General features: G+C 67.3%; 22 protein-coding genes. 13 read left to right on the forward strand and 9 right to left on the reverse strand.

Annotated elements, in window-relative coordinates:
• Positions 1-93: 93 nt before the first annotated feature.
• Entirely contained in the window at positions 94-1,074 is a 981-nt protein-coding gene (gene sppA / locus GTW51_RS06850) for a signal peptide peptidase SppA (RefSeq protein ID WP_163043155.1), read from the reverse strand.
• Positions 1,075-1,407: 333 nt separating this feature from the next.
• Positions 1,408-1,575 (reverse strand): hypothetical protein, encoded by a 168-nt coding sequence (locus GTW51_RS23850; RefSeq protein ID WP_246232780.1) that lies wholly within the window; start codon positions 1,573-1,575, stop codon positions 1,408-1,410.
• Here GTW51_RS23850 and lptC point away from each other — a divergent pair.
• The 6 genes from lptC (at position 1,517) to ptsN (ending at position 6,480) form a co-directional block, all read left to right on the forward strand.
• A complete protein-coding gene (lptC, locus tag GTW51_RS06855; protein WP_343033951.1) occupies positions 1,517-2,011 on the forward strand; it encodes an LPS export ABC transporter periplasmic protein LptC in 495 nt (164 codons plus the stop codon). The two genes, GTW51_RS23850 and lptC, sit on opposite strands and share 59 nt — an antisense overlap.
• 3 nt (positions 2,012-2,014) lie before the next feature.
• Complete coding sequence (gene lptA / locus GTW51_RS06860; RefSeq protein WP_163043157.1) at positions 2,015-2,620, forward strand: lipopolysaccharide transport periplasmic protein LptA; 606 nt, start codon at positions 2,015-2,017, stop codon at positions 2,618-2,620.
• Positions 2,621-2,630: 10 nt separating this feature from the next.
• Positions 2,631-3,470, forward strand: a complete 840-nt coding sequence (lptB, locus tag GTW51_RS06865; RefSeq protein ID WP_163043158.1) for an LPS export ABC transporter ATP-binding protein — start codon at positions 2,631-2,633, stop codon at positions 3,468-3,470.
• A gap of 174 nt (positions 3,471-3,644) precedes the next feature.
• Positions 3,645-5,132, forward strand: a complete 1,488-nt coding sequence (gene rpoN / locus GTW51_RS06870; RefSeq protein WP_163043159.1) for an RNA polymerase factor sigma-54 — start codon at positions 3,645-3,647, stop codon at positions 5,130-5,132.
• Positions 5,133-5,368: 236 nt separating this feature from the next.
• Positions 5,369-5,956 (forward strand): ribosome hibernation-promoting factor, HPF/YfiA family, encoded by a 588-nt coding sequence (gene hpf, locus GTW51_RS06875; RefSeq protein WP_163043160.1) that lies wholly within the window; start codon positions 5,369-5,371, stop codon positions 5,954-5,956.
• A 59-nt stretch (positions 5,957-6,015) separates the two neighbouring features.
• Positions 6,016-6,480: a PTS IIA-like nitrogen regulatory protein PtsN gene (gene ptsN, locus GTW51_RS06880; protein WP_163043161.1), complete on the forward strand. Its 465-nt coding sequence runs from the start codon at positions 6,016-6,018 to the stop codon at positions 6,478-6,480.
• 112 nt (positions 6,481-6,592) lie between these two features.
• Here the strand turns inward: ptsN and GTW51_RS06885 are convergent, their stop codons facing one another.
• The 6 genes from GTW51_RS06885 to GTW51_RS06910 form a co-directional block, all read right to left on the reverse strand.
• On the reverse strand, positions 6,593-6,844 hold the full coding sequence (locus GTW51_RS06885; RefSeq protein WP_163043162.1) for a BQ00720 family protein: 252 nt from the start codon (positions 6,842-6,844) through the stop codon (positions 6,593-6,595).
• Between the two features lie 33 nt (positions 6,845-6,877).
• Positions 6,878-7,312 carry an Hsp20 family protein gene (locus tag GTW51_RS06890; RefSeq protein ID WP_163043163.1) on the reverse strand — a complete coding sequence of 145 codons (435 nt, stop codon included), beginning with the start codon at positions 7,310-7,312 and terminating at the stop codon, positions 6,878-6,880.
• Positions 7,313-7,518: 206 nt separating this feature from the next.
• Positions 7,519-8,025, reverse strand: a complete 507-nt coding sequence (gene msrB / locus GTW51_RS06895; RefSeq protein ID WP_163043164.1) for a peptide-methionine (R)-S-oxide reductase MsrB — start codon at positions 8,023-8,025, stop codon at positions 7,519-7,521.
• A gap of 232 nt (positions 8,026-8,257) precedes the next feature.
• Positions 8,258-8,830: a fasciclin domain-containing protein gene (locus GTW51_RS06900; RefSeq protein WP_163043165.1), complete on the reverse strand. Its 573-nt coding sequence runs from the start codon at positions 8,828-8,830 to the stop codon at positions 8,258-8,260.
• A gap of 166 nt (positions 8,831-8,996) precedes the next feature.
• Positions 8,997-9,431 carry an alternative ribosome rescue aminoacyl-tRNA hydrolase ArfB gene (gene arfB / locus GTW51_RS06905; protein WP_163043166.1) on the reverse strand — a complete coding sequence of 145 codons (435 nt, stop codon included), beginning with the start codon at positions 9,429-9,431 and terminating at the stop codon, positions 8,997-8,999.
• Between the two features lie 160 nt (positions 9,432-9,591).
• Positions 9,592-11,202: a phosphoenolpyruvate carboxykinase gene (locus tag GTW51_RS06910; protein WP_163043167.1), complete on the reverse strand. Its 1,611-nt coding sequence runs from the start codon at positions 11,200-11,202 to the stop codon at positions 9,592-9,594.
• Positions 11,203-11,717: 515 nt separating this feature from the next.
• Between GTW51_RS06910 and GTW51_RS06915 the strand changes: the two genes are divergently transcribed.
• The 5 genes from GTW51_RS06915 to GTW51_RS06935 all read left to right on the forward strand — a co-directional run bounded on the left by GTW51_RS06915 (position 11,718) and on the right by GTW51_RS06935 (position 15,637).
• Positions 11,718-12,422 (forward strand): response regulator transcription factor, encoded by a 705-nt coding sequence (locus tag GTW51_RS06915; RefSeq protein ID WP_163043168.1) that lies wholly within the window; start codon positions 11,718-11,720, stop codon positions 12,420-12,422.
• A gap of 19 nt (positions 12,423-12,441) precedes the next feature.
• On the forward strand, positions 12,442-14,262 hold the full coding sequence (locus GTW51_RS06920; protein ID WP_163043169.1) for a stimulus-sensing domain-containing protein: 1,821 nt from the start codon (positions 12,442-12,444) through the stop codon (positions 14,260-14,262).
• Positions 14,259-14,720: an HPr kinase/phosphorylase gene (locus GTW51_RS06925; RefSeq protein WP_163043170.1), complete on the forward strand. Its 462-nt coding sequence runs from the start codon at positions 14,259-14,261 to the stop codon at positions 14,718-14,720. Before GTW51_RS06920 ends, GTW51_RS06925 begins: the two co-directional genes overlap by 4 nt.
• A gap of 181 nt (positions 14,721-14,901) precedes the next feature.
• Positions 14,902-15,303 (forward strand): PTS sugar transporter subunit IIA, encoded by a 402-nt coding sequence (locus tag GTW51_RS06930; RefSeq protein WP_163043171.1) that lies wholly within the window; start codon positions 14,902-14,904, stop codon positions 15,301-15,303.
• A gap of 7 nt (positions 15,304-15,310) precedes the next feature.
• A complete protein-coding gene (locus tag GTW51_RS06935) occupies positions 15,311-15,637 on the forward strand; it encodes an HPr family phosphocarrier protein (RefSeq protein ID WP_163043172.1) in 327 nt (108 codons plus the stop codon).
• Positions 15,638-15,652: 15 nt separating this feature from the next.
• On the opposite strand, the gene GTW51_RS06940 is transcribed toward GTW51_RS06935, so the two are convergent.
• Positions 15,653-17,374, reverse strand: a complete 1,722-nt coding sequence (locus GTW51_RS06940) for a sel1 repeat family protein (protein WP_163043173.1) — start codon at positions 17,372-17,374, stop codon at positions 15,653-15,655.
• Positions 17,375-17,574: 200 nt separating this feature from the next.
• Here GTW51_RS06940 and ahcY point away from each other — a divergent pair, with 200 nt between their 5' ends.
• Both ahcY and GTW51_RS06950 read left to right on the forward strand, forming a co-directional pair.
• Positions 17,575-18,969: an adenosylhomocysteinase gene (gene ahcY / locus GTW51_RS06945; protein WP_163043345.1), complete on the forward strand. Its 1,395-nt coding sequence runs from the start codon at positions 17,575-17,577 to the stop codon at positions 18,967-18,969.
• A 303-nt stretch (positions 18,970-19,272) separates the two neighbouring features.
• Positions 19,273-21,795, forward strand: a complete 2,523-nt coding sequence (locus GTW51_RS06950) for a sensor histidine kinase (protein WP_203565938.1) — start codon at positions 19,273-19,275, stop codon at positions 21,793-21,795.
• Positions 21,796-21,818: the final 23 nt, after the last annotated feature.

Below are 21,818 nucleotides of genomic sequence, written 5' to 3' on the forward strand. Positions count from 1 at the left end.
GAGACCTGTCGCGCCGCCCCGGACGCTGCTTCGGCCGCCAAGCTGCCGCGCCCGTCCCAGACGGCCGATCGAAACCCGGGCCATTTCCATCATTTATTGCGACGTCACACGTGTTCGTGAAGGCTGCCAGAGCGACACGAGCCCGTCAAGGTGACCGACCCGGCGCAGCACCGCGTCCGACAGCGACGCGGCCCGCGGATCGAGCCCGAGAGCCGCGAAGATACCGGCGCGGGCCTCGGTGAAGATCGAGAAGAACCCCTCGTCCTGTTCCTCGGGCTCACGGTCGACGAAGTCGAGACCGGCGGGCACGCCGCGCTCGGTCTCCAGCCACGCCCGCACCTCGTCCTCGCCGCCCAGCGCGTCGACCAGGCGGTTCTCCAGGCCCTGATGGCCGCTGAACACCGAGCCGTCGGCCAGTACCAGCGTATCGGCCTGGCTGAGGCCGCGGCGCTCGGCGACGAGGGCGACGAACCAGTCATAGGTGTCCATCACCAGCCGGCCGATCATCTGCTTGGCTTCCTCGCTAGCCGGCGCGAAGGGCGACGGCTCGGCCTTCAGCGGCGCCGACTTGATCGCATTGACCTCGACGCCGACCGTGTTCAGCAGGGCGGATGCGTCGACATACTGGAAGATCACGCCGATCGATCCGACGATCGAGGTCTGGCGCGCGACGATGTGGTCGGTGCCGGCGGCGATCATGTAGCCGGCGGAGGCCGCCAGCGTGCCGACTTCCGCCGCGACCGGCTTCACGGCGGCGATGGCGCGCACCGCCTCGTAGATCGACTCGCCGCCGACCGTCGTGCCGCCGGGGGAGTCGATGCGCAGCACCACCGCCTTGACGGCGTCCTCGTCCTTCAGCCGTTCCAGAAGCTCCAGGAGTTTGCGATCCTCGAGGATCATGCCCTCGATGGCGACGCGGGCGATCTGCTCGCGCGGGAGGATCGGGCCCTTCCAGCCGAACAGCGGGACGGCCAGAACGGCCAGCGCAACGACGGCGATCGCCGCCACCCGCCAGAAGCGCAGCTTGCCGCGCAGGCGGCGGCGATCGATGAGATCCTCGGTGGTTCCGGCCATCTCGGCCTCCCTCGCGTTTGACTGCGCGAGCGTTAGCTTGAACCGCGATGCCTGTGAAGGCTCACGAAACGTTCATTCCCTATGGTTAGGAATATGCCGCAATGACTGGGCGCGGACGTAAAAACCCCATATTGGTGTGAAACGCGTCCAGTCACGGTCTGCCGAAGTCCATCGCCGCCATCGATCGCAAGGCAGGTGACGGATCGGGGACAGCTTGATCACGGTGCAAATGAACAATACGCAGGCGCCCCTCGCGAATCCCGCTTCCTCGGTCGCCTCGACCGCGGGACAGGCCTCCGGTCGCAGCGATCTCGAATTTGCGCGGGCGCGTCGTCACTCGCGCATGGTCCGCCGACTGAAGATCGCCCTCCCCTTGATCGCGGCAATCATCGTCGTCGTCGGCGTCACCACGACGTGGCTGGCCCGCAGCCTGCCGGGCGACATCTCGGTGACCGGGACGTCGATCGAGGACGGGCGCGTGGTGATGCAGGATCCCCGCATGTCCGGCGTCGACAGCCAGGAGCGGCCATACGAGATGCGCGCCGTGCGCGCCTTCCAGTCGCTGACCGGCGGCGGGGTCGACCTGGAAAAGGTCACCGCCACGCTCTTCGTCGACGATGACACCACCGCGGATATCACCGCCACGGCCGGATTCTACGATTCGGAAACCAACCTGCTGCGCTTGACCGACGGCATCGAGGTCAAGACGAGCAACGGCATCGCGATCAAGCTCGCTACGGCCGATATCGACCTTGCCGCCGGTGCCATGCAGGGCGGCGGCCCGGTGGCGATCGACACGCCGAACCAGACCATCCGATCCAGCTCCCTCACCGTGTCCGACGGTGGTAAAGTCCTTTCCTTCGGTGGCCGGGTGAGGATGGTGATTGCGCCGTCCGAGGCCGGATCAACCGAAAAACAAGCCTTCAAGAGCGAGTAGACCATGCAAGCCTTCGTCCTTCGTCGCGCCGCGCCCTTCGTTGCGGCTGTTTTCCTCGGCGCCTTCGGCGCATCGGGCGTGGTCGCGCAGGAGGGGCTCGGCAGCAATTTCAACGGGCTGCAGCTCGATGGCGACCAGCCGATCTCGATCGAATCCAACCAGCTCGACGTCGACGACGCCCAGGCGATCGCGACCTTCACCGGCAATGTCGCCGTGGCGCAGGGGGAGACGGAACTGCGCAGCGGCAAGCTCGTGGTGCACTACAAGAAGCCGGAGGACGGGGAAGATGCACCGGCACGTGGCGGCGCCCTGCCCGGCGGGTCGAACCAGATCGACCGGCTCGAGGCGACGGAGAAGGTCTACGTGAAGTCGGTCGACCAGGTGGCGACTGCCGAGCAGGCTTCCTTCGACATGACCAGCCAGCTCGTCGTGATGACCGGCAACGTCGTCCTCAGCCAGGGCGAGAACATCGCCGAAGGCTGCAAGCTGACGATCCAGATGGACACCGGCCTCGCGCGTCTCGAAAGCGCCTGCGGCCAGGGTGGCGGCGGCCGGGTGCGGCTGATGCTGAGCCCGGACGGCGAGTCCAGCGGCCCGGCGACGAACTGAGGCCGGCTGCGTGACGATCGCACAGACGGCCGAGCGTGCCGGTGCCGATTTGACGGACAAGCGGCGGGCGAGCTCGCCGGCCGGCGCCGCGACCGGCAACAAGGCCGGCCCGCGCTTCGCCAACGCCGAGGGAACCCTCGTCGCCGCCAACCTGACCAAGACCTACAGGGGACGCCGCGTCGTCGACGATGTCGGGATCGCGGTGCGCCGCGGCGAAGCGGTCGGCCTGCTCGGGCCCAACGGCGCCGGCAAGACCACGTGCTTCTACATGATCACCGGCCTGGTGCCGGTCGACCGCGGCAACATCCTGCTCGACGGGCACGACATCACTGAGATCCCGATGTATCGCCGGGCCCGGCTCGGCATCGGCTACCTGCCGCAGGAGGCCTCGATCTTTCGCGGCCTGTCGGTCGAGGACAATATCCGCGCGGTGCTCGAAGTCGTCGAGAAGGACAAGGCGACGCGCGAGCGCGAACTGACCAGCCTCCTGCAGGAATTCAACATCGAGCATCTGCGCAAGCAGGCCTCGACGTCGCTCTCCGGCGGCGAGCGGCGGCGCTGCGAGATCGCGCGCGCGCTGGCCTCCAAGCCGACCTTCATGCTGCTCGACGAGCCGTTCGCCGGCGTCGACCCGATTGCCGTCTCCGACATCCAGGGCCTGGTCCGGCATCTGACCAAGCGCGGCATCGGCGTCCTGATCACCGACCACAACGTCCGCGAGACGCTGGGCCTGATCGACCGGGCCTACATCATGCATGCCGGCGCCGTGCTCACCCACGGCAGCCCGCAGCAGATCGTCGACAATGTCGACGTGCGGCGATTCTATCTCGGCGACCAGTTCAGCTTCTGACGTCCGTCGGGACGCACCTTGCGCGGTTCCGATTGACAAGGAAGTTCGACAGAAGCTTTGATGCAGGGATGGCGTCGTCGCCCGCAACTCTGCGGGACTGGGGGTGGCGCCGGGCCGCTGCGGCCTGCCCGGAAAGGGCGGGGCGACCGGTTCCAGGCAAATTGATCGGGGTACATGGCTTTATCGGCCCGACTGCAGATGCGGCAGACCCAGTCGCTGGTGATGACACCCCAGCTGCTGCAGTCGATCCGTTTGCTGCAGTACAGCCATCTGGAGCTGCAGAGCTTCGTCGAGACGGAGATGGAGCGCAATCCGCTGCTCTCCTACGAGCCGGCCAACGCGGCAGCCGCCGCCGAGCCACCCGTCGCACCACCAGTGCCGCACACCAGCGAGCGCCCGGTCACCGGCGCGGAAAGCGACGGCGCCGCCTATGAGAGCGGCTTTACCGGCCGCGAGGACGATACCGCCACGCGACCGACGAGCGCCCCAGCCCCGGCGATGCGCGGCGACGGGCGGATATTCGCGGCGGACAGCGATTTCAGCATCGACGACTTGGCCGAGCGTCGGCCCTCCTTGCACGCCCATGCCCTCAACGAGGTTGCCGACGCGCTGGCCCCGGGCATCGAGCGCAAGCTCGGCGAAGCGTTGGTCGAGCATCTCGACGAGAACGGGTATCTGTGGCGGGCAACGGATATCGTCGCCGCCGAACTCGGGGTGGATGTCGCGACGGTCGAGGACGTGCTGGCGCGACTCCAGCGCGAGGCGACGCCCGCCGGGCTGTTCGCCCGCGACCTTTCGGAGTGCCTCGCCATCCAGCTGCAGCGCAAGGACCGGTTCGACCCGGTGATGCGCACGATCCTCGCCAATCTCGATCTTCTGGCCCGGCGGGATTTCGCGCAGTTGCGCCGCCTCACCGGCGAGGACGAATCGGGTTTGATGGAAATTCTCTCCGAAATCCGTGGGCTCGACCCCAAGCCCGGCCACGCCTTCGATCACCATGGCCCGGAGGCCATCATTCCGGACGTTCTGGTCACGGCGGCGACCGACGGCGGCTGGCAGGTGGAACTCAACCCGGAGGCGCTGCCGCGCGTCCTCGTGGACAACGACTATCTGAAGATCGTCCGGGGCGGCCGGCTCTCGGACGAGGACCGCAGCTTCATCGGCGAGTGCCACCAATCCGCCAACTGGCTGATCCGCTCGCTCGACCAGCGGGCGAAGACGATCGTCAAGGTGGCAAGCGAGATCGTCCGGCGCCAGGACGGCTTCCTGACCCGCGGCATCGGCGGCTTGCGGCCAATGACGCTGATGTCGGTCGCCGAGGCGATCGGCATGCACGAATCGACGGTCAGCCGCGTCACCGCCAGCAAGTTCATCTCGACGCCGCGCGGCACGTTCGACATGCGGTTCTTCTTCACCGTCGCGATCGCCTCGGCCAATGGCGGCGACGCACATTCGGCGGAAAGCGTGAAACACCGGATCAAGCTGCTGATCGACGCCGAGAGCCAGGGCAAGGTGATGTCCGACGACGACATCGCTGCCGTGCTCCGGGACGAGGGCATCGATCTCGCGCGGCGCACCGTGGCGAAATATCGCGAGGCGCAGGGAATCCCCTCTTCCATCCAGCGCCGGCGCGAGATGAATGCGCGTCGGCTGGCTTCCTGACGCATGGTAGCGGCCGCCCCGATCCGGGGCCGAACGGCCCCCGGCTACGGAGGCCGCGCGTTGACACCCCTGGCGAAGGTTCCTAGAAGGCGCCACTTCTCCATTGGGTTCGAGCCTGCCGCCCCGACCACACGCCCTTACGAAAAACAACGCCGGAACGGCACCGAAGAGCGTCGCCAGACGTTTCTCGTAGAATGGGCAGAACCGGTGCTACGTCACCGCAAGGGAGTTCAAGCATGAGTATTCGCGTTTCGGGCAAGCACATCGACGTCGGCGAGGCGTTCCGCGCACGGATCGAGCAGCGGCTGGGCGATGCGGTCGACAAATATTTCGACGGCAATTTCTCCAGCACCGTGGTCGTCTCCAAAGATGGTTCGCGTTTCTCGACCGACTGCACCGTGCATCTCGACACCGGCGTGGTATTCCAGGCGGCCGGCCAGGCACACGACCCGGAGGCCTGTTTCGCCGACGCGGCCGAGCGCATCGAGAAACGCCTGCGACGCTACAAGCGGCGACTAAAGGACCATCACCTGCATGCCAACGGGCAGCAGCGCGACATGGCCTATTCGGTGATGGCCGCGATCCCCGACGAGCCGGAAGACGAGGTCCCCGAGGACTACTCCCCGGCGATCATCGCCGAGACGACGCTGAAGGTCGGCACGCTTTCGGTGGCGGGTGCGGTGATGGAACTCGACCGGCAGGACGGGCCGGTGGTGCTGTTCCGCAATGCCAAGTCGGGCGACCTCAACATCGTCTTCCGCCGCCCGGACGGCAATTACGGCTGGGTCGACCCCTCCTCCTATGCCAAAGCCGGCGACGCTTGAGCGCCGCACAAGCTTTGTCGGCCAGGGTGAGGCGCTCCGCAGCAAGAGGCAGTTCAGCGATGGATTTCGAGATGCTCATCGAACCGGCCGCGATCCTGCCGGGCCTGCGGGCGAACTCCAAGAAGCAGGTCCTGCAGGAGCTGGCCGAGAAGGCTGCCGAGCTGACGGGACGGCCGGAGCGCGAGATATTCGAGACGATCCTGCAGCGCGAGAAGCTCGGCTCGACCGGCGTCGGCAACGGCATCGCCATTCCGCACGGCAAGCTCGAGGGCCTCGACCATATCGTCGGGGTGTTCGCGCGGCTGAGCCGGCCTGTCGAGTTCGACGCGCTGGATGACCAGCCGGTCGATCTCGTCTTCCTGCTCCTGGCGCCGGAGGGATCCGGCGCCGACCACCTCAAGGCGCTGTCGAAGGTTGCCCGGCTGCTGCGCAACCCGGAAACGGTGGGCCAGATCCGAGCCTCCCGCGACGCCGGCGCGATCTACGCGCTGATGACCAGCGCCTCGGCCAAGAACGCCGCCTGAGGCCGCGCCCGGCCGAGACCGATTCTCCAGAACTCTCCAGAAGCTCAAACGAAAAAAGCGGACGAGCCCGCCGGGCCGCCCGCTTTTCGGATTGGCTAAACTCGCGCAGCGATCAGTGGATGCTCACCGTCTGCAGCTCGTTCTCGTCGGCGCTGGCAAGAATGCTGCCGCGGTCGTCGGACACCGCGAGCGGCGTGCCATCGGCGGAGAACAGCGCCCAGAGCCGCAGGCCCGGCCGGATGGCCTGGGCGGTCGGGAAGCGGGCGCGAATATCATCGGATGACATCTGGCGCAGATAGGCGAGATCACCCTCGCCGATGGCTGCCAGATCGGCCTCGCTGATAGCAATGTTGTGGTCGATCATAACGTTTCCTTTCAAGGCCAACGCGGGATCCGGTCAGTCTTCGACCGCAATCTCGATTTTCCGGATGATCCGCTCCGGCTCGGGCTTGGCGAGGTCAATGAGCAGCAGGCCGTTCTTCAACTGCGCGCCGATGATCCGCATTCCTTCCGCCAGCAAGAAGCACTTCTGAAACTGCCGTGCCGCTATCCCGCGGTGCAGGAACTCGCGCTCGGCGTCATCGTTCTGCCGTCCGCGGATCAGCAGCTGGTTTTCTTCGGTGGTCACCTCGAGATCCTCGGGACGAAAGCCGGCCACGGCGAGCGTGATGCGGATCAGGTCCTGGGGTGCCTCGGACGACGCCGCGGCGCGGACGCGCTCGATGTTGTACGGAGGATAGCCGTCGCCGGCCTTGGCTATGCGTTCGAGCGTCTTTTCGACACTGTCGAAGCCGAGCAGCAACGGGCTGGAAAACGGCGTCATACGGCTCATGGGTGATCAAAGTCCTTTGACAAGCGACTTGATGGAAAGCCGGCCCGTCAGCGGCACCGCCTTTCCTCTACCCGGCTCATATGGCGTTCCGACCCTCGTGCTTCAATCCGTGGCCATCGTCGTCACGAATGGTTGCCCGGACAGGTTACGCGTTCGTAAAGGGTACCCGCGAGATCGCCCGTCGCCGTGCGCCAACCAAGCGCCGATCAGGACGCCGTCTCGGTCGCGCCGGGCTTGAAGGCCAGCGCGACGCCGTTGAGGCAGTGGCGCTTGCCGGTCGGCGCCGGCCCATCGTCGAAAATATGGCCGAAATGGCCGCCGCAGGTGGCGCAGTGCACCTCGGTCCGCGGCAGGATCAGCTTGTAGTCGGTCCGGGTCTGCACCGCCTCTTGCGACAGCGGCGCCCAGAAGCTCGGCCAGCCGGTGCCGGAGTCGAACTTCGTCTCCGACGAGTACACCGGCGTGTCGCAGCCGGCGCAGGCATAGAGGCCGCTCTGCTTGTTGTCGTTGAGCGGGCTGGAGAACGGCCGCTCGGTCGCCTCTTCGCGCAAGACGGAATACTGCTCCGGCGTCAGGCGCTGGCGCCATTCGTCGGGCGTGAAGGACACCGGGAACGGCGTCTCGCTGGCAGCCCGGCTGCGGCTGAACAGCCCGCCGCCGATGGCGGCCACCGCGGCGGCGGCTCCGGTCAACAGGACATTGCGCCTCAGCATGCTCTATCTCCTTGTTCGGTTGCCTGGCTCGGGGCTCTGCCCCTCAGGATGAGATGGTCGCGATTGCCGGCCCATACTGCAAGGGGCGCGGCGGGCGCGCACCGCTTTGTGTTCGACGCCTGATCCGGCTGTTGCCTGGCAGATAGGATGCGTCATGGCTCCGCGCCATGCGACGACGGCGCGGAGCCGGACTGCCCGGCCGGCGCAGAGGCGCCCGGCCGGGGATCGCGGCTTAGCTGGCCGGCATCAGGACGGTGTCGATGACGTGGACGACGCCGTTCGACTGCATCACGTGGGCCTGCTCGACCGTCGCCTTGTTGCCCTGCGCGTCGGTGACGATGATGCTGTCACCGTCCATCGACAGGCTGATGTTCTCGCCCGCCACGGTCGGGGCCGGGTGATCGCCGCCATCGTCCTCGATCATCTTCATCGCGGCCTCGGACGTCGCTGCGGCCGGGACCACGTGATAGGTCAGGATCTTGGTCAGCTGCGCCTTGTTCTCCGGCTTCAGCAGCTCTTCGACGGTGCCCGCCGGCAGCTTCTCGAAGGCGGCGTTGGTCGGCGCGAAGACGGTGAAGGGGCCCTCGCCGCCGAGCGTCTCGGCGAGGCCGGCCGCCGTCACGGCCGCGACGAGCGTCGAAAGGTTCGGTGCCGCCGAGGCGTTTTCGACGATGGTCTTGTCCGGGTCCATGGCGACGCCACCGACCATCGTCATGTCCTGCGCGACAGCGGCGGTGGTGAAGCCGGCGGCGCCGACGGCGATCAGCGACGCGAAGGCGGTGCTGCGGATGAGGGTCTTCAGCATGATGGTTTCTCCCTGTGTTGCCGGTCCAAGGACCGCTGCTTCCGTGGGGAAGTCGACACAGTTACGGGAGCTCGAACGACACGGCTTCGCTCCCGGTCATCACACTAAGTTTGGGCAGACGTGATGCTTTGTGCGGAACCATCGGGCGAGCTTCGAACCCGGCTGGTCAGTCGCCGACGGGGCCACGGTTACGCTTGATGTCGCCGCGGCCTTTCTTCGCCTTCAGCCGGCGCTCGACGGAGCCGCGTGTCGGCTTGGTCTTGCGGCGCGGCGGCGGCGGCGGTTTCAAGGCTTCGCGCACCAGCTCGGCAAGCCGTTCGCGGGCGTCCTCGCGATTGCGATCCTGGCTGCGGAAGCGCGAGGCCTCGATGAGGATGTCGCCGTCCTTGGTGGCGCGGCGGCCGGCAAGCTTCAGCAGCCGCCGCCGCGCGTCGGGCGGCACCGCCTCGCAGCGGGACGCTTGGAAGCGCAGCTGCACCGCGGTCGAGACCTTGTTGACGTTCTGCCCCCCCGGGCCGCCGGCGCGGATAAACTGTTCCTCGAGATCGGACTCGGGGATGATCACCCGGCTGGTGACCTGAAGGTCGTTCGCGGCTGCCATGGCGGGACGGTCTTCTCCTTGCGGGCGGCGGGATCGATGGCCGGCCGAGAAGGAGATAGCTGAGAAACGCGGCAAGGGGGAGCGTCGTCGCCAGGATACGGCGACTATCCGGCAAAACCTGCACCGTGCCGCCCACGTCAGCGGGCGGCGCGGTGTCGGACTATTCGGCGGCGAGCTGCAGGGTCGGTGCCGCGTCCATCACGTCGCGATCGACATGCTGCTCGAACTTCTCGAAATTGCGGCTGAACATCTCGACCAGCTTGCGGGCCTGCGCGTCATAGGCCGCCTTGTCGGCCCAGGTGGAGCGCGGATCGAGGATCGCGCTGTCGACGCCCTCCACCGCCACCGGAACCTTGAAGCCGAAATTGGCGTCGGTGCGGAACTCGGCATTCTTCAGGCTGCCGTCGAGCACCGCTGCGAGCAGGGTCCGCGTCACGCCGATCGGCATGCGCTGGCCGGTGCCGTAGGCGCCGCCGGTCCAGCCGGTGTTGACCAGCCAGCAATCGACCTCATGGCGGGCGATCAGGTCGCGCAGCAGATTGCCGTATTCCGACGGGTGCCGCGGCATGAACGGAGCGCCGAAGCAGGTGGAGAAGGTCGCCTCCGGCTCGGTGACGCCCTTTTCGGTGCCGGCCACCTTAGCGGTGTAGCCAGACAGGAAGTGATACATCGCCTCGGCCGGCGTCAGCCGGGCGATCGGCGGCATCACACCGAACGCGTCCGCCGTCAGCATGATGATGTTCTTCGGATGGCCGGCGCGCCCGGTCTCGCTGGCATTCGGGATGAAGTCGAGCGGGTAGGCGGCGCGGGTATTCTCGGTCAGCGAGGAGTCGGCAAAGTTCGGGACGAGGTTCTTGTCCAGCACGACGTTTTCAAGGACCGTGCCGAAGCGGCGCGTCGTCGCGAAGATCTCGGGCTCGGCCTTGGCCGAGAGATTGATCGTCTTGGCGTAGCAGCCACCCTCGAAGTTGAAGATGCCGTCCTCGCCCCAGCCATGCTCGTCGTCGCCGATCAGCGTACGGCGGGGATCAGCCGAGAGCGTGGTCTTGCCGGTGCCCGAGAGGCCGAAGAAGATCGCGACGTTGCCGTCTTCGCCGACATTGGCCGAGCAGTGCATAGGCATGACGCCGCGGCCCGGCAGCTGGTAGTTCAGCGCGGTAAAGACCGACTTCTTCATCTCGCCGCCATAGGTCGTGCCGCCGATCAGCACGATGTTGCGCGAGAGATCGCAGCCGATGACCGTCTCCGAGCGGCAGGAATGGCGCTCAGGATCAGCCTTGAACGAGGCGAGATCGATGATCGTCATGTCCGGCACGAAATCCGCCAGCTGTTCCACCGTCGGGCGGATCAGCAGGTTACGGATGAACAGGGCATGCCAGGCATATTCGGTGACGACGCGCACACGGATGGCGTTCTTCTCGTCGGCGCCGCCGATCAGGTCCTGCACGAACAGGTCGCGGCCACGGGCATGCTGCTTGAAGTCGTCGTAGAGCAGCTCGAAGGCCGCCGGCTCCATCGGCTTGTTGTTGTCCCACCAGACCACCTCTTCGGTCGCCTCGTCGCGGACGACGAATTTGTCCCGGGGGGAGCGCCCGGTGTGACGGCCGGTGGTGACGACCAGCGCGCCATGCGCGGTCAGCCGGCCCTCGCCGCGGCGGATCGCGGTCTCGACCAGCTCGGCCGACGGCAGGTTCCACCGCAGGGAGGATACGCCCTCCAGCCCGGTCGTCTCGATTCCGCTCTGCGGATTGCGCGTGCCGATCTCGTCCACGGTGATCTCCCATAGAATTCGCGTGCCCTCGCCCGAAACGAGTGCTTGCAGCTAGATACTGCGCAGAGGCCCGTTCATCAAGCTGTCACAGGCCTATTTCCTTAGCGCTGACAGGTAGTTAATCGATTTAGCAGTGTCATCTTCCAATTCAATCGGTTCGATGCTGGCGCAACCGCCGTCGAACTCTGCGAAATTTCTTTCGCGGAACTTTGTGGCGGACGTTACGCTTCCTTCAGCAGGGTCTCACCCCGGATGCCGGATTTCGACTCGCGGCAACCGCCGAAACCCGCCGGAAATCCTGCGATTTCCGGCGAAATCTGACGTTACGTCTTTGTAATCTTCGCTTCCCGCCACATTTAGCGCAGATTGATGACGCGACTCGCGCCGATCCGGAGTACCGCTGCCGATCGGCAGCCTTCCCGGACCGACGGACGGCAGGCGCCGCCGAGACAGGCGCCGGCCTGCCTTCCTGGCGGCTTAGACCGCCGGGAGGGTGGAAACTGGAGAAGACCGCAATGCCAACGATCGCTCTTGTCGACGACGACAGGAACATCCTCACCTCGGTATCGATCGCACTCGAGAGCGAGGGCTATCGCGTCGAGACCTACACGGACGGCGCGTCCGCGCTGGAGGGCCTGCAGTCGCGGCCGCCGCAGCTGGCGATCTTCGACATCAAGATGCCGCGCATGGACGGGATGGAGCTGCTGCGCCGCCTGCGCCAGAAGTCCGACATCCCGGTCATCTTCCTGACCTCGAAGGACGAGGAGATCGACGAGCTTTTCGGTCTCAAGATGGGCGCCGACGACTATATCAGGAAGCCGTTCTCGCAGCGTCTGCTGGTCGAGCGGGTGCGGGCGATCCTGCGCCGCGGGCAGCCGCGCGACAATGCCGGCAAGAGCCCGAACGCGACGCCGGAATCCTCGCTGGAGCGCGGCCTGCTGGTGATGGACCAGGAGCGCCATACCTGCACCTGGATGGGCCGGCCGGTGACGCTGACCGTCACCGAGTTCCTGATCCTGCATTCGCTGGCCCAGCGGCCCGGCGTGGTGAAGAGCCGCGACGCGCTGATGGATGCCGCCTACGACGAGCAGGTCTATGTCGACGACCGCACCATCGACAGCCACATCAAGCGGCTGCGCAAGAAGTTCAAGGTCATCGACGACGACTTCGACATGATCGAGACGCTCTACGGCGTCGGCTACCGCTTCCGGGAAACTTGAGGCGGCGCGAAGGCCACTGATGGTATCTATTTCAGGCTCCGACGAGGACGAAGGCAGGCGCGCGGGCGTGCGGCGGCCACCGCGCGACCTCGCCATGCGCAAGCGCCTGCGCCGCCTGCCGTTCATCCGGCGCGTGCTCTACCGCATGCGCTGGGCGCTGGGACACACGATCTTCTCCTCGCTGACGCGGCGCATCGTCTTCCTCAATCTCGTCGCGCTGATCGTCCTCGTCTCCGGCATCCTCTATCTCAACCAGTTCCGCGCCGGGCTGATCGACGCCCGCGTCGAGAGCCTGCTGACCCAGGGCGAGATCATCGCCAGCGCCATCGCCTCGTCGGCGACGGTCGAGACAAACTCGATCACGCTCGACCCAGAGCGGCTGCTCGAACTGCAGGCCGGCGACACGCTGGCGCCGACCTCCGACACCGCGGAAAGCCTGGAGTTTCCGATCAATCCCGAACGGGTCGCGCCGCTGCTGCGGCGGTTGATCTCGCCGACCCGCACCCGTGCGCGGCTCTATGACCGGGACGCCAATTTGATCCTCGACTCCCGCCATCTCTACTCGCGCGGCCAGATCCTGCGCTACGACCTGCCGCCGGTCATCGACGAGGAGCCGTCCTTCCTCGACGAGACCGTGTCGTTCGTGCGCCGGCTGTTCCAGCGCAGCGACCTGCCGGTCTATCGTGAGACGCCGGGCGGCTCGGGCACCGCCTATCCGGAAGTGATGAACGCCCTCACCGGCGGGCCGGCGAGCGTCGTCCGCGCCACCGAAGGGGGCGAGCTGATCGTTTCCGTCGCCGTGCCGATCCAGCGCTTCCGGGCGGTGCTCGGCGTCCTGCTCCTGTCCACCCAGGGCGGCGACATCGACAAGATCGTCCAGGCCGAGCGCATGGCGATCGTGCGCGTCTTCGCCGTGGCGGCCGTGGTCGTCATCGTGCTGTCGACGCTGCTGGCCTCGACCATCGCGACGCCGCTGCGCCGGCTGTCGGCAGCCGCCATACGCGTCCGGCGCGGCGTCAACGAACGCACGGCGATCCCCGATTTCGGCGATCGCGCCGACGAGGTCGGCAATCTCGCCACGGCGCTGCGCGGCATGACCAACGCGCTCTATGCGCGCATGGACGCGATCGAATCCTTTGCCGCCGACGTCTCGCACGAGTTGAAGAACCCGCTGACGTCGCTGCGCAGCGCCGTCGAGACGCTGCCGCTCGCCCGCAACGAAGCTTCGCGCGAACGGCTGCTGGAGATCATCCAGCACGACGTGCGCCGGCTCGACCGGCTGATCACCGACATCGCCGACGCCTCACGCCTCGATGCCGAGCTGGCGCGGCAGATCGCCGCCAAGGTCGATCTCGCCGGCCTGCTGCGATCGGTCGTCGACGGCGCCCATGGCCACAGGCGTGACGGGCGGAACGTGTCGATCAGCTTCGAGCCACAGCCGCTGCCGGCCTCGGTGAAGGGCGGCTACAACGTCACCGGCCACGACCTGCGGCTGAGCCAGGTGTTCACCAACCTCATCGAGAACGCCCGCTCGTTCGTTCCGCCCGAGAACGGCCGGATCAAGGTCTCGCTGCGCCGGCGCGGCCAGCGCGTCGTCGCGACGGTCGAGGATAATGGGCCGGGCATCCAGGCCGAGTTCATCGACCGGATCTTCGAGCGCTTCTACACCGACCGCCCCTCCGGCGAGGCGTTCGGCCAGAATTCCGGTCTCGGCCTGTCGATCAGCCGGCAGATCGTCGAGGCGCATGGCGGCACGATCCGGGCCGAGAACATCGCCGACCCGATGGCGCCCGACGGCGTCGCGGGCGCGCGCTTCATCGTGTCGCTGCCGGCCGAATGAGCGAGACGCTGAACGTTCACGGCTCCGCAGTCCTGATCGGCCGGATGGGCATTCTGGTCCGCGGACCGGCCCGCAGCGGCAAGTCGGCGCTCTGCCTGTCCACCCTGCGGCGCGCCGCCTCGCTCGGGCTCGAGAGCTGGCTGGTGGCCGACGACCGGGTGGTGCTCGCAGCGAGCGCCTCGGACCTCGTCCTGTCGGCGCCCGAAACGCTCAGCGGCCTGATCGAGATATCCGGCGTCGGCATCGTCTCGGAGCCTGTCGCCGCCTCGGCCCCGCTCGTCCTCGTGGTCGATCTCTGCGAGGCGGCGGGCATCGACCGGATGCCCGAAGAGGCCGATGCCACCGTGACGATCCTTGGCGCCGCGTTCCGCCTGGTGCGGCTGCCGTCGCGCTCGGCCGCCTTCGGCGCGGACGTGCTGGTCTCGCTGGCCCTCGCCGGTGCGCGCGTCGGGCGCTGAAATGCCACAAAGCAGCAACTCCCGGCCGATCATTTAACTTGCGTATCGCCTGCCAGATGGTGAGGATGCGCGCCCATATGCCGGACCGCCGCCAATCGCGCTCGCAAGGGGGTGGACCGGTCGCGGCCGCCTATCACGGAGCCTGTCGGATGGCCTGCCAGACAATCGGAGCGTTCGCCGCATGATCGGACTGGTGCTTGTCACCCATGGGCGGCTCGCCGACGAGTTCCGCAACGCGGTCGAACACGTGGTCGGACCGCAGGAAGCCTTCGAGACGATCTCGATCGGACCGGAAGACGACATGGAGCAGCGGCGCGTCGACATCGTCGAGGCGGTCGGCCGCGCCGAGCGCGGCGACGGGGTGATCATCCTGACCGACATGTTCGGCGGGACCCCCTCCAACCTCGCCATCTCTGTGATGGACGGGACGCGGGTGGACGTTCTCGCCGGCGTCAACCTGCCGATGCTGATCAAGCTGGCGAGCGTCCGAAACGAAAAGCCGATCGCCCAGGCGCTCGTGGAAGCCCAGGATGCCGGGCGCAAATACATCAATGTGGCGAGCCGTGTCCTCAGCGGGAAATGATCCGGTCATGCCGGGAAGCGACGGATCGCGATGCGGCGACGATACGCCGACGCCCGGAAGTCACCCCGACGCGCGCATCCTGACGATCGTCAACCGCCGCGGCCTGCATGCCCGCGCCTCGGCGCGCTTCGTCCAGACCGCCGAGACCTTCGACGCGGAACTGACGATCTCGCGTGACGGGATGTCGGTCGGCGGCCAGTCGATCATGGGGCTGATGATGCTCGCGGCGAGCCAGGGCTGCACGATCGAGGTCTCGGCCACCGGTACGGATGCCACGGCCGCCCTCGACGCGATCGAGGCGCTCGTCGCCAACCGTTTCGGCGAGGAGCACTGACCGCCAGGACGCTTGTCACTCGGTCGGCAGTTGGGCCGGTGCGCCGGGAACGGAAGCGGCCGGGGGAGCGGGTGACGACGGCGCGGCGGGAGCTCCGTCGGCAGGCCCGTTTGGCGCGGGCGTGCCGGAATCCGCTTCGGTAACGAGCAGCCGCCAGAGATCGTCGGTCGCCTCGCGCGCACGATCGAGGGGCAGGGCCACCAGGCCGTTGCCGACGGCGCTGGACAGGTCGTCGCGCAGGCGCCGGGCCAGCGGATCGCCGCCCGCCGCCGCGATCGAGGCCCAGCCATACGCCCGCAAGAGGTTCCGCGGCATCGTCGCGCCCTCGTAATAGGCATAGGCGAAGCGCCGCACCGTCGCCCAGTCGCGCGCGGCGAAGGCCGCGACCTCGATGCGCTTCTGCTCCTGCCCGACCGGCGCTGAGCGCCACAGCTGCACCGCCTCGTCCTCTGCGGCGACGATCTCTTCGGGGCTCAGCCGACCGCGCAGCGCGTCGAGGCCCGTATCCTCGACCGTGAGGCCATCGGCCTTGCCGGTCAGCAGCGCGACATAGGCGTCGGTGAGATCGTCCTGCGGGATCGCCACGCCCGGATCGGCGGCGAGTCCGCGACCAAGGAGCCCGATCGCCCGGCGGTTGTCGTTACCGGCGAGGGGCAGGACCAGTGCCACGGCGCGTGCCACATCCTGCGGCACGCCCCGCCCGTCAATCAGGGCTTCGGCGGCGGTCAGCACCGCGTCGGCCGGTGCGCCGGCAGCAACCAGCGTTGCGGGGTCGCGGAGCGTCAGGCGCTCGGCGGTGCCGGCTACGGCCGACGGATTGAGGTCGATGATATCGGCTTCGCCGATCTCGCCGTCGGTCAGGCGCGACAGATCGAACGGCTCGGCCGGCGCGAAGGTCACGTCGAGCCGGTCCGGCCTGGCGAGAAAGGCCTGCGCCGCCGCCGACCATTGCTGCCCCCTTCGCTGCATCTCCGGACCCGCCCCGCCGGGGAGGCCCGCGACCATCGAGGCGACGCCGATCCCCGCCATCATCGCGACCGTGCCGCGGGCCTGATCACCGGTCAGGCCCTGGCGGTCGCCCGCGATGTCGTAGAGCACGGCTGCGAGGCCAGCGTCGGTGAAGCGGATCCGCCCGGACCGCAGGCTGCCGATCACCGTCGGCAGTTCCGAGCCACCCGCCGTCATGTCCTCGAGCGGCGCCAGCACGTGGAAGCCGGCAAGGTCGGCGGTGACGTCGAACGTGCCGATCCTTTCGGCCCGCAGCACGAGATTGACGTCGTAGTCGGCCGCGGCGACATCGCTGACCGCCGTCAGGATCAGGTCGCCGGTGATCGTCTCGCTGTCGAGGCGCTGCAGGGCCTCGCGCACCGTCGGATCAAGCGGCAGGTCGCGCGTATCGACGGCGATGTCCTCGTAGACGACGCCGTCAGCGGCGATCCGCATCTGGCCGACCGATGCGGAGAAACCGTCCCGCTCGACCGAAAGGTCGGTGACCACGAGTGCCTTGGTGACCGGGTCGTAGCGGCGCGAGCGATAGGTGATGCGCGCCAGATTGCGGCCGGCATAGACGGCGAAGTCGAAGAGATACGGCGCATAAGGCAGCGCGAATTCGCTGAAGCTCGCCGGCATGGACGGCGGCGGGGCAGGTACCTGCGCCGGCTGCGCCACAAGGTCGCTGGTCGGCGCGAGCAGGAGGGAAGCGGCTGTCGCCGCCAAAATGGCCATCCGCACGCGCATCACTCGCTCCCCCCGCGTTCGACAAGGCGGCAAGGCTACCGCGAAACCATTGGCTGCCGGAAGAGGCAACGCCGGGTTCGGGTGATCAAGATATAAGTAAATGTTTATGTCCTCTTGCCCAGGCGGTCCGCCACTGGTAAATCGACGGCAACGGTCGCGGTTCTACGCCCGGCCATATCGAAGAACGGATGGACGCTCTCATGGCCAACGACTACGTCGTCAAGGACATCGCCCTCGCGGAATACGGCCGCAAGGAAATCGACATCGCCGAGACCGAGATGCCGGGCCTGATGGCCTGCCGCGAGGAATTCGGCGCCGACAAGCCGCTCAAGGGCGCCCGGATCACCGGATCGCTGCACATGACGATCCAGACTGCGGTGCTGATCGAGACGCTGACGGCGCTCGGCGCCGAGGTCCGCTGGGCCTCGTGCAACATCTTCTCCACGCAGGACCACGCTGCCGCCGCGATCGCCGCGGCCGGCATCCCGGTCTTCGCCATCAAGGGCGAGACGCTCGAGGATTACTGGACCTACACCGACCAGATCTTCCAGTGGCCGGACGGCGAGCCGACCAACATGATCCTCGACGATGGCGGCGACGCCACGATGTACATCCTGACCGGCGCCCGTGCCGAGGCGGGCGAGGACGTCCTGTCCAACCCGGCCAGCGAGGAAGAGGAATTCTTCGTCGCGCAGATCAAGAAGCGCATGGCGATGTCGCCCGGCTTCTTCACCAAGCAGCGCGACGCCATCAAGGGCGTCACCGAAGAGACCACGACCGGCGTCAACCGTCTCTACCAGCTGCAGAAGAAGGGCCTGCTGCCCTTCCCGGCGATCAACGTCAACGACTCGGTCACCAAGTCGAAGTTCGACAACAAGTATGGCTGCAAGGAATCGCTGGTCGACGGCATCCGCCGCGCCACCGACGTGATGATGGCCGGCAAGGTCGCCGTGGTCTGCGGCTACGGCGACGTCGGCAAGGGCTCGGCCGCCTCGCTCCAGGGCGCCGGCGCCCGGGTGAAGGTCACCGAGGTCGACCCGATCTGCGCCCTGCAGGCGGCGATGGACGGGTTCGAGGTCGTGCAGCTCGAGGACGTCGTCGCCAGCGCCGACATCTTCATCACCACGACCGGCAACAAGGACATCATCCGCATCGAGCACATGCGCGAGATGAAGGACATGGCCATCGTCGGCAATATCGGCCATTTCGACAACGAGATTCAGGTCACCGCGCTGAAGAACCTGAAATGGACGAACATCAAGCCGCAGGTCGACATGGTCGAGTTCCCCAAGGGCAACCGCATGCTGCTGCTCTCGGAAGGCCGTCTCCTCAACCTCGGCAATGCCACCGGCCACCCGAGCTTCGTCATGTCGGCGTCCTTCACCAACCAGACGCTGGCGCAGATCGAGCTCTTCACCAAGGGTGAACAGTACCAGAACGAAGTCTACGTCCTGCCCAAGCATCTCGACGAGAAGGTTGCCCGTCTGCATCTCGGCAAGCTTGGCGCAAGGCTGTCGGTCCTCTCCGAAGAGCAGGCGGCCTATATCGGCGTGACCCAGCAGGGCCCTTACAAGCCCGAGCATTACCGCTACTGATGCGCTGAACCAGCCTCTTCGACTCAGACAAGCCGCCGCGACGCAAGCCGTCCGGCGGCTTTTCTTTTTGCCGGCCCGGCTTTGTTGTGGATTGCGCCGAATTAACCAAGAGCTACTATGTCCGAATCGTGGCTGCCGGAGGGTGGGCCGGCGCCACGACGCGTGCCTTGAGTCATGTCTCGATAAGCGGCGGCAGTTCAAACGGGGACAGACAGGATGTTCGAGGAAGGTGGGTCCGGGCGCGTCAGCGCTTTCCGGCCGAATAGCGATTCCACACGCAGCGCGCCGCGCTCGGCGATGCGGATGTGCCGCGGTGCGGCGCCCCTCGCAGCCGCGATCGCGGCGTTGCTGATCCCGGCCCTCGCCGTGGCCCAGACCGAGATCCCGGCAGCCGGCCGCAGCGCCCTCGCCGGCGTGCTCAATCCGGTCGAGATCCTCTATCTTGCCCTGCTTGCGATGATGATCGGCACCACCATGCTGACCGCGGTGTTCATCATCCGCCAGCGCCTGAAGACGACGGCCGAGAACGAACTCCTGCGGGCCAATCTCGCCGACAGTCGTGCCGAGGCGGAGTCGCGCGCAGCGCTGCTCGCCGGCGCGGACGAGCGGATCGTGATCTATTCCGGCCCGGGCGCGCCGGAAATCCTCGGCGCCCTGCCGGGCGATTGCGGCGCGCCGCTCGAGGAGAAGCGCTTCCTGGCCTTCGGTGACTGGATGCCAGCTTCCGCGGCAAGGGCGCTGGCCGACGGCATCGACCGCCTGCGCGGCGCGGCGAAGCCCTTCTGCCTGGAGATCGAGCTGGCGGAGGGCCAGGTGATCGAGGCGACCGGGCGGACCATCGGAGCGCTGGCGACCGTGCGCTTCGTGCGGCTGCAGGGCCTGCGCGAGCGGCTGCGCGAGGTCCAAGCCGCCGAGCAGCGCGCGCTGGCGACGATCGAGACCATGCAGCGCCTGTTCGACGCGGCGCCGATCCCGATCTGGCTGCGCGAGCGCGACGGACGGCTGGTATGGGTCAACGAAAGCTATGCCAGCGCCGTCGATGCCAGTTCGGTCGCCGAGTGCCTGGCGCACCAGAGCGAGTTTCTCAGCCAGCAGGACCGCCTGACCATCGCCGCGCATCGCGCCGAGGCGAAAGTGTTTTCCGGCAAGCTCTCGACCGTCGTCGCCGCGGACCGGCGCAACTTCGCCGTTGTCGAGGCCGACGGGCCGCTCGGCTCGGCCGGGCTCGCCGCCGACGTATCCGAGACCGAACAGGTTCGCATGGAGCTGCGCCAGACCATCGACAGCCAGTCAGAGACGCTGAACCAGCTCACCACGGCCGTCGCCCGCTTCGACGAGAAGACCCGGCTCGCCTACTACAACGCCGCGTTCCAGCGGCTCTTCGACCTGACCAACACCTATCTCGATTCCGAGCCGGACCACCTCGCGCTGCTCGATCACCTGCGCACCACCGGGATCCTGCCGGTCGAGAAGGAATTCCACAGCGAGCTGCGCGACCAGGACCTTGCCGCCTATCGCGCCACCGAACCGACCGAGACGCTGTGGCACCTGGCGGACGGGCGGACCCTGCGGGTCATCGCGACGCCGCAGCCGCGCGGCGGCGCCACCTGGGTGTTCGAGGACATCACCGAGAAGCTGGAGCTGGAAAGCCAGGTCAAGGCGACCGTCCGGCTGCAGCGCGAGACCATCGACTATCTGCGCGAAGCCGTGGCGGTGTTCGGCAGCGACGGGCGGCTGCGCCTGTCCAACCCCGCCTTCGCCGAATTGTGGGGCCTCGACGGCGAGTATCTGCGCTCGCGTCCGCGCATCCATGCGCTGCCGGAGCTCTGCAACTTCGCCATCGTCGGCGGCGACGACGACGAGGGCGAGGCCCGTGGCTGGACCCGGTTCAGCCAGGCGGTGACGGCGTTCGACGAAGCCGGCCGCGACACCGAGACGGGCGAATTCGCGCTCACCTCGGGCCATACCGTCGCCTATGGCATCGTGCCGCTGCCGAACGGCCAGACCATGCTCACCTTCTCCGACATCTCGGATGCCCGCGAGGCCGAGCGCATGCTGCGCGAGCGCAACGAGGCGCTGGAGCAGGCGAACCAGATCAAGAACGACTTCGTACAGCACGTGAACTACGAGCTGCGCTCGCCGCTGACCAACATCATCGGCTTCTCGGCGCTGCTGCGCACGCCGGAGACCGGGCCGCTGAACGAGCGCCAGAGCGAGTATCTCGACTACATCTCCACCTCGACGTCGCAGCTGCTGACCATTGTCAACGACATTCTCGACCTTGCCACGATCGACGCCGGGATCATGGAGCTCGAGCTCGACGCGGTCGACATCGCCAAAACCGTGGCGCATGCCGCCGATGGCGTGCGCGAGCGGCTCACCGAAGCCGGCGTGACGCTCGACATCGACCTCGCGGAAGCCGGCGAGACGCTGCGCGCGGACGGGCCCCGCCTCACCCAGATCCTCTTCAACTTGCTGTCCAACGCGGCCAATTTCGCCCCGGCCGGCTCCGCCGTCGCGCTGCGCGCCCGGCGACGCGACGACACGATCCGCTTCGAGGTCACCGACCGCGGCCCCGGCATCGCCCACGACAATGTCGACAAGATCTTCGAGCGCTTCGAGGCCAATCCAAATGGCGGCCGCCAGTCGGGCGCCGGGCTCGGCCTCTCCATCGTCAAGAGCTTCGTCGAGCTGCACCGCGGCACGATCGAGATCGTCTCGGCGCCCGGCGAGGGAACCACGGTGATCTGCACCCTGCCGCTCGGTGAGACGCCGCCGGATCACCAGGAAAACGGCCGCCCCCGGTTCGAGGACGCGGCCGAATGACAAGACCGGCCGTTGCCCTGACA

It is taken from the genome of Aurantimonas aggregata, assembly GCF_010500835.1.
GTDB classification, from domain to species: Bacteria; Pseudomonadota; Alphaproteobacteria; order Rhizobiales; family Rhizobiaceae; genus Aurantimonas; species Aurantimonas aggregata.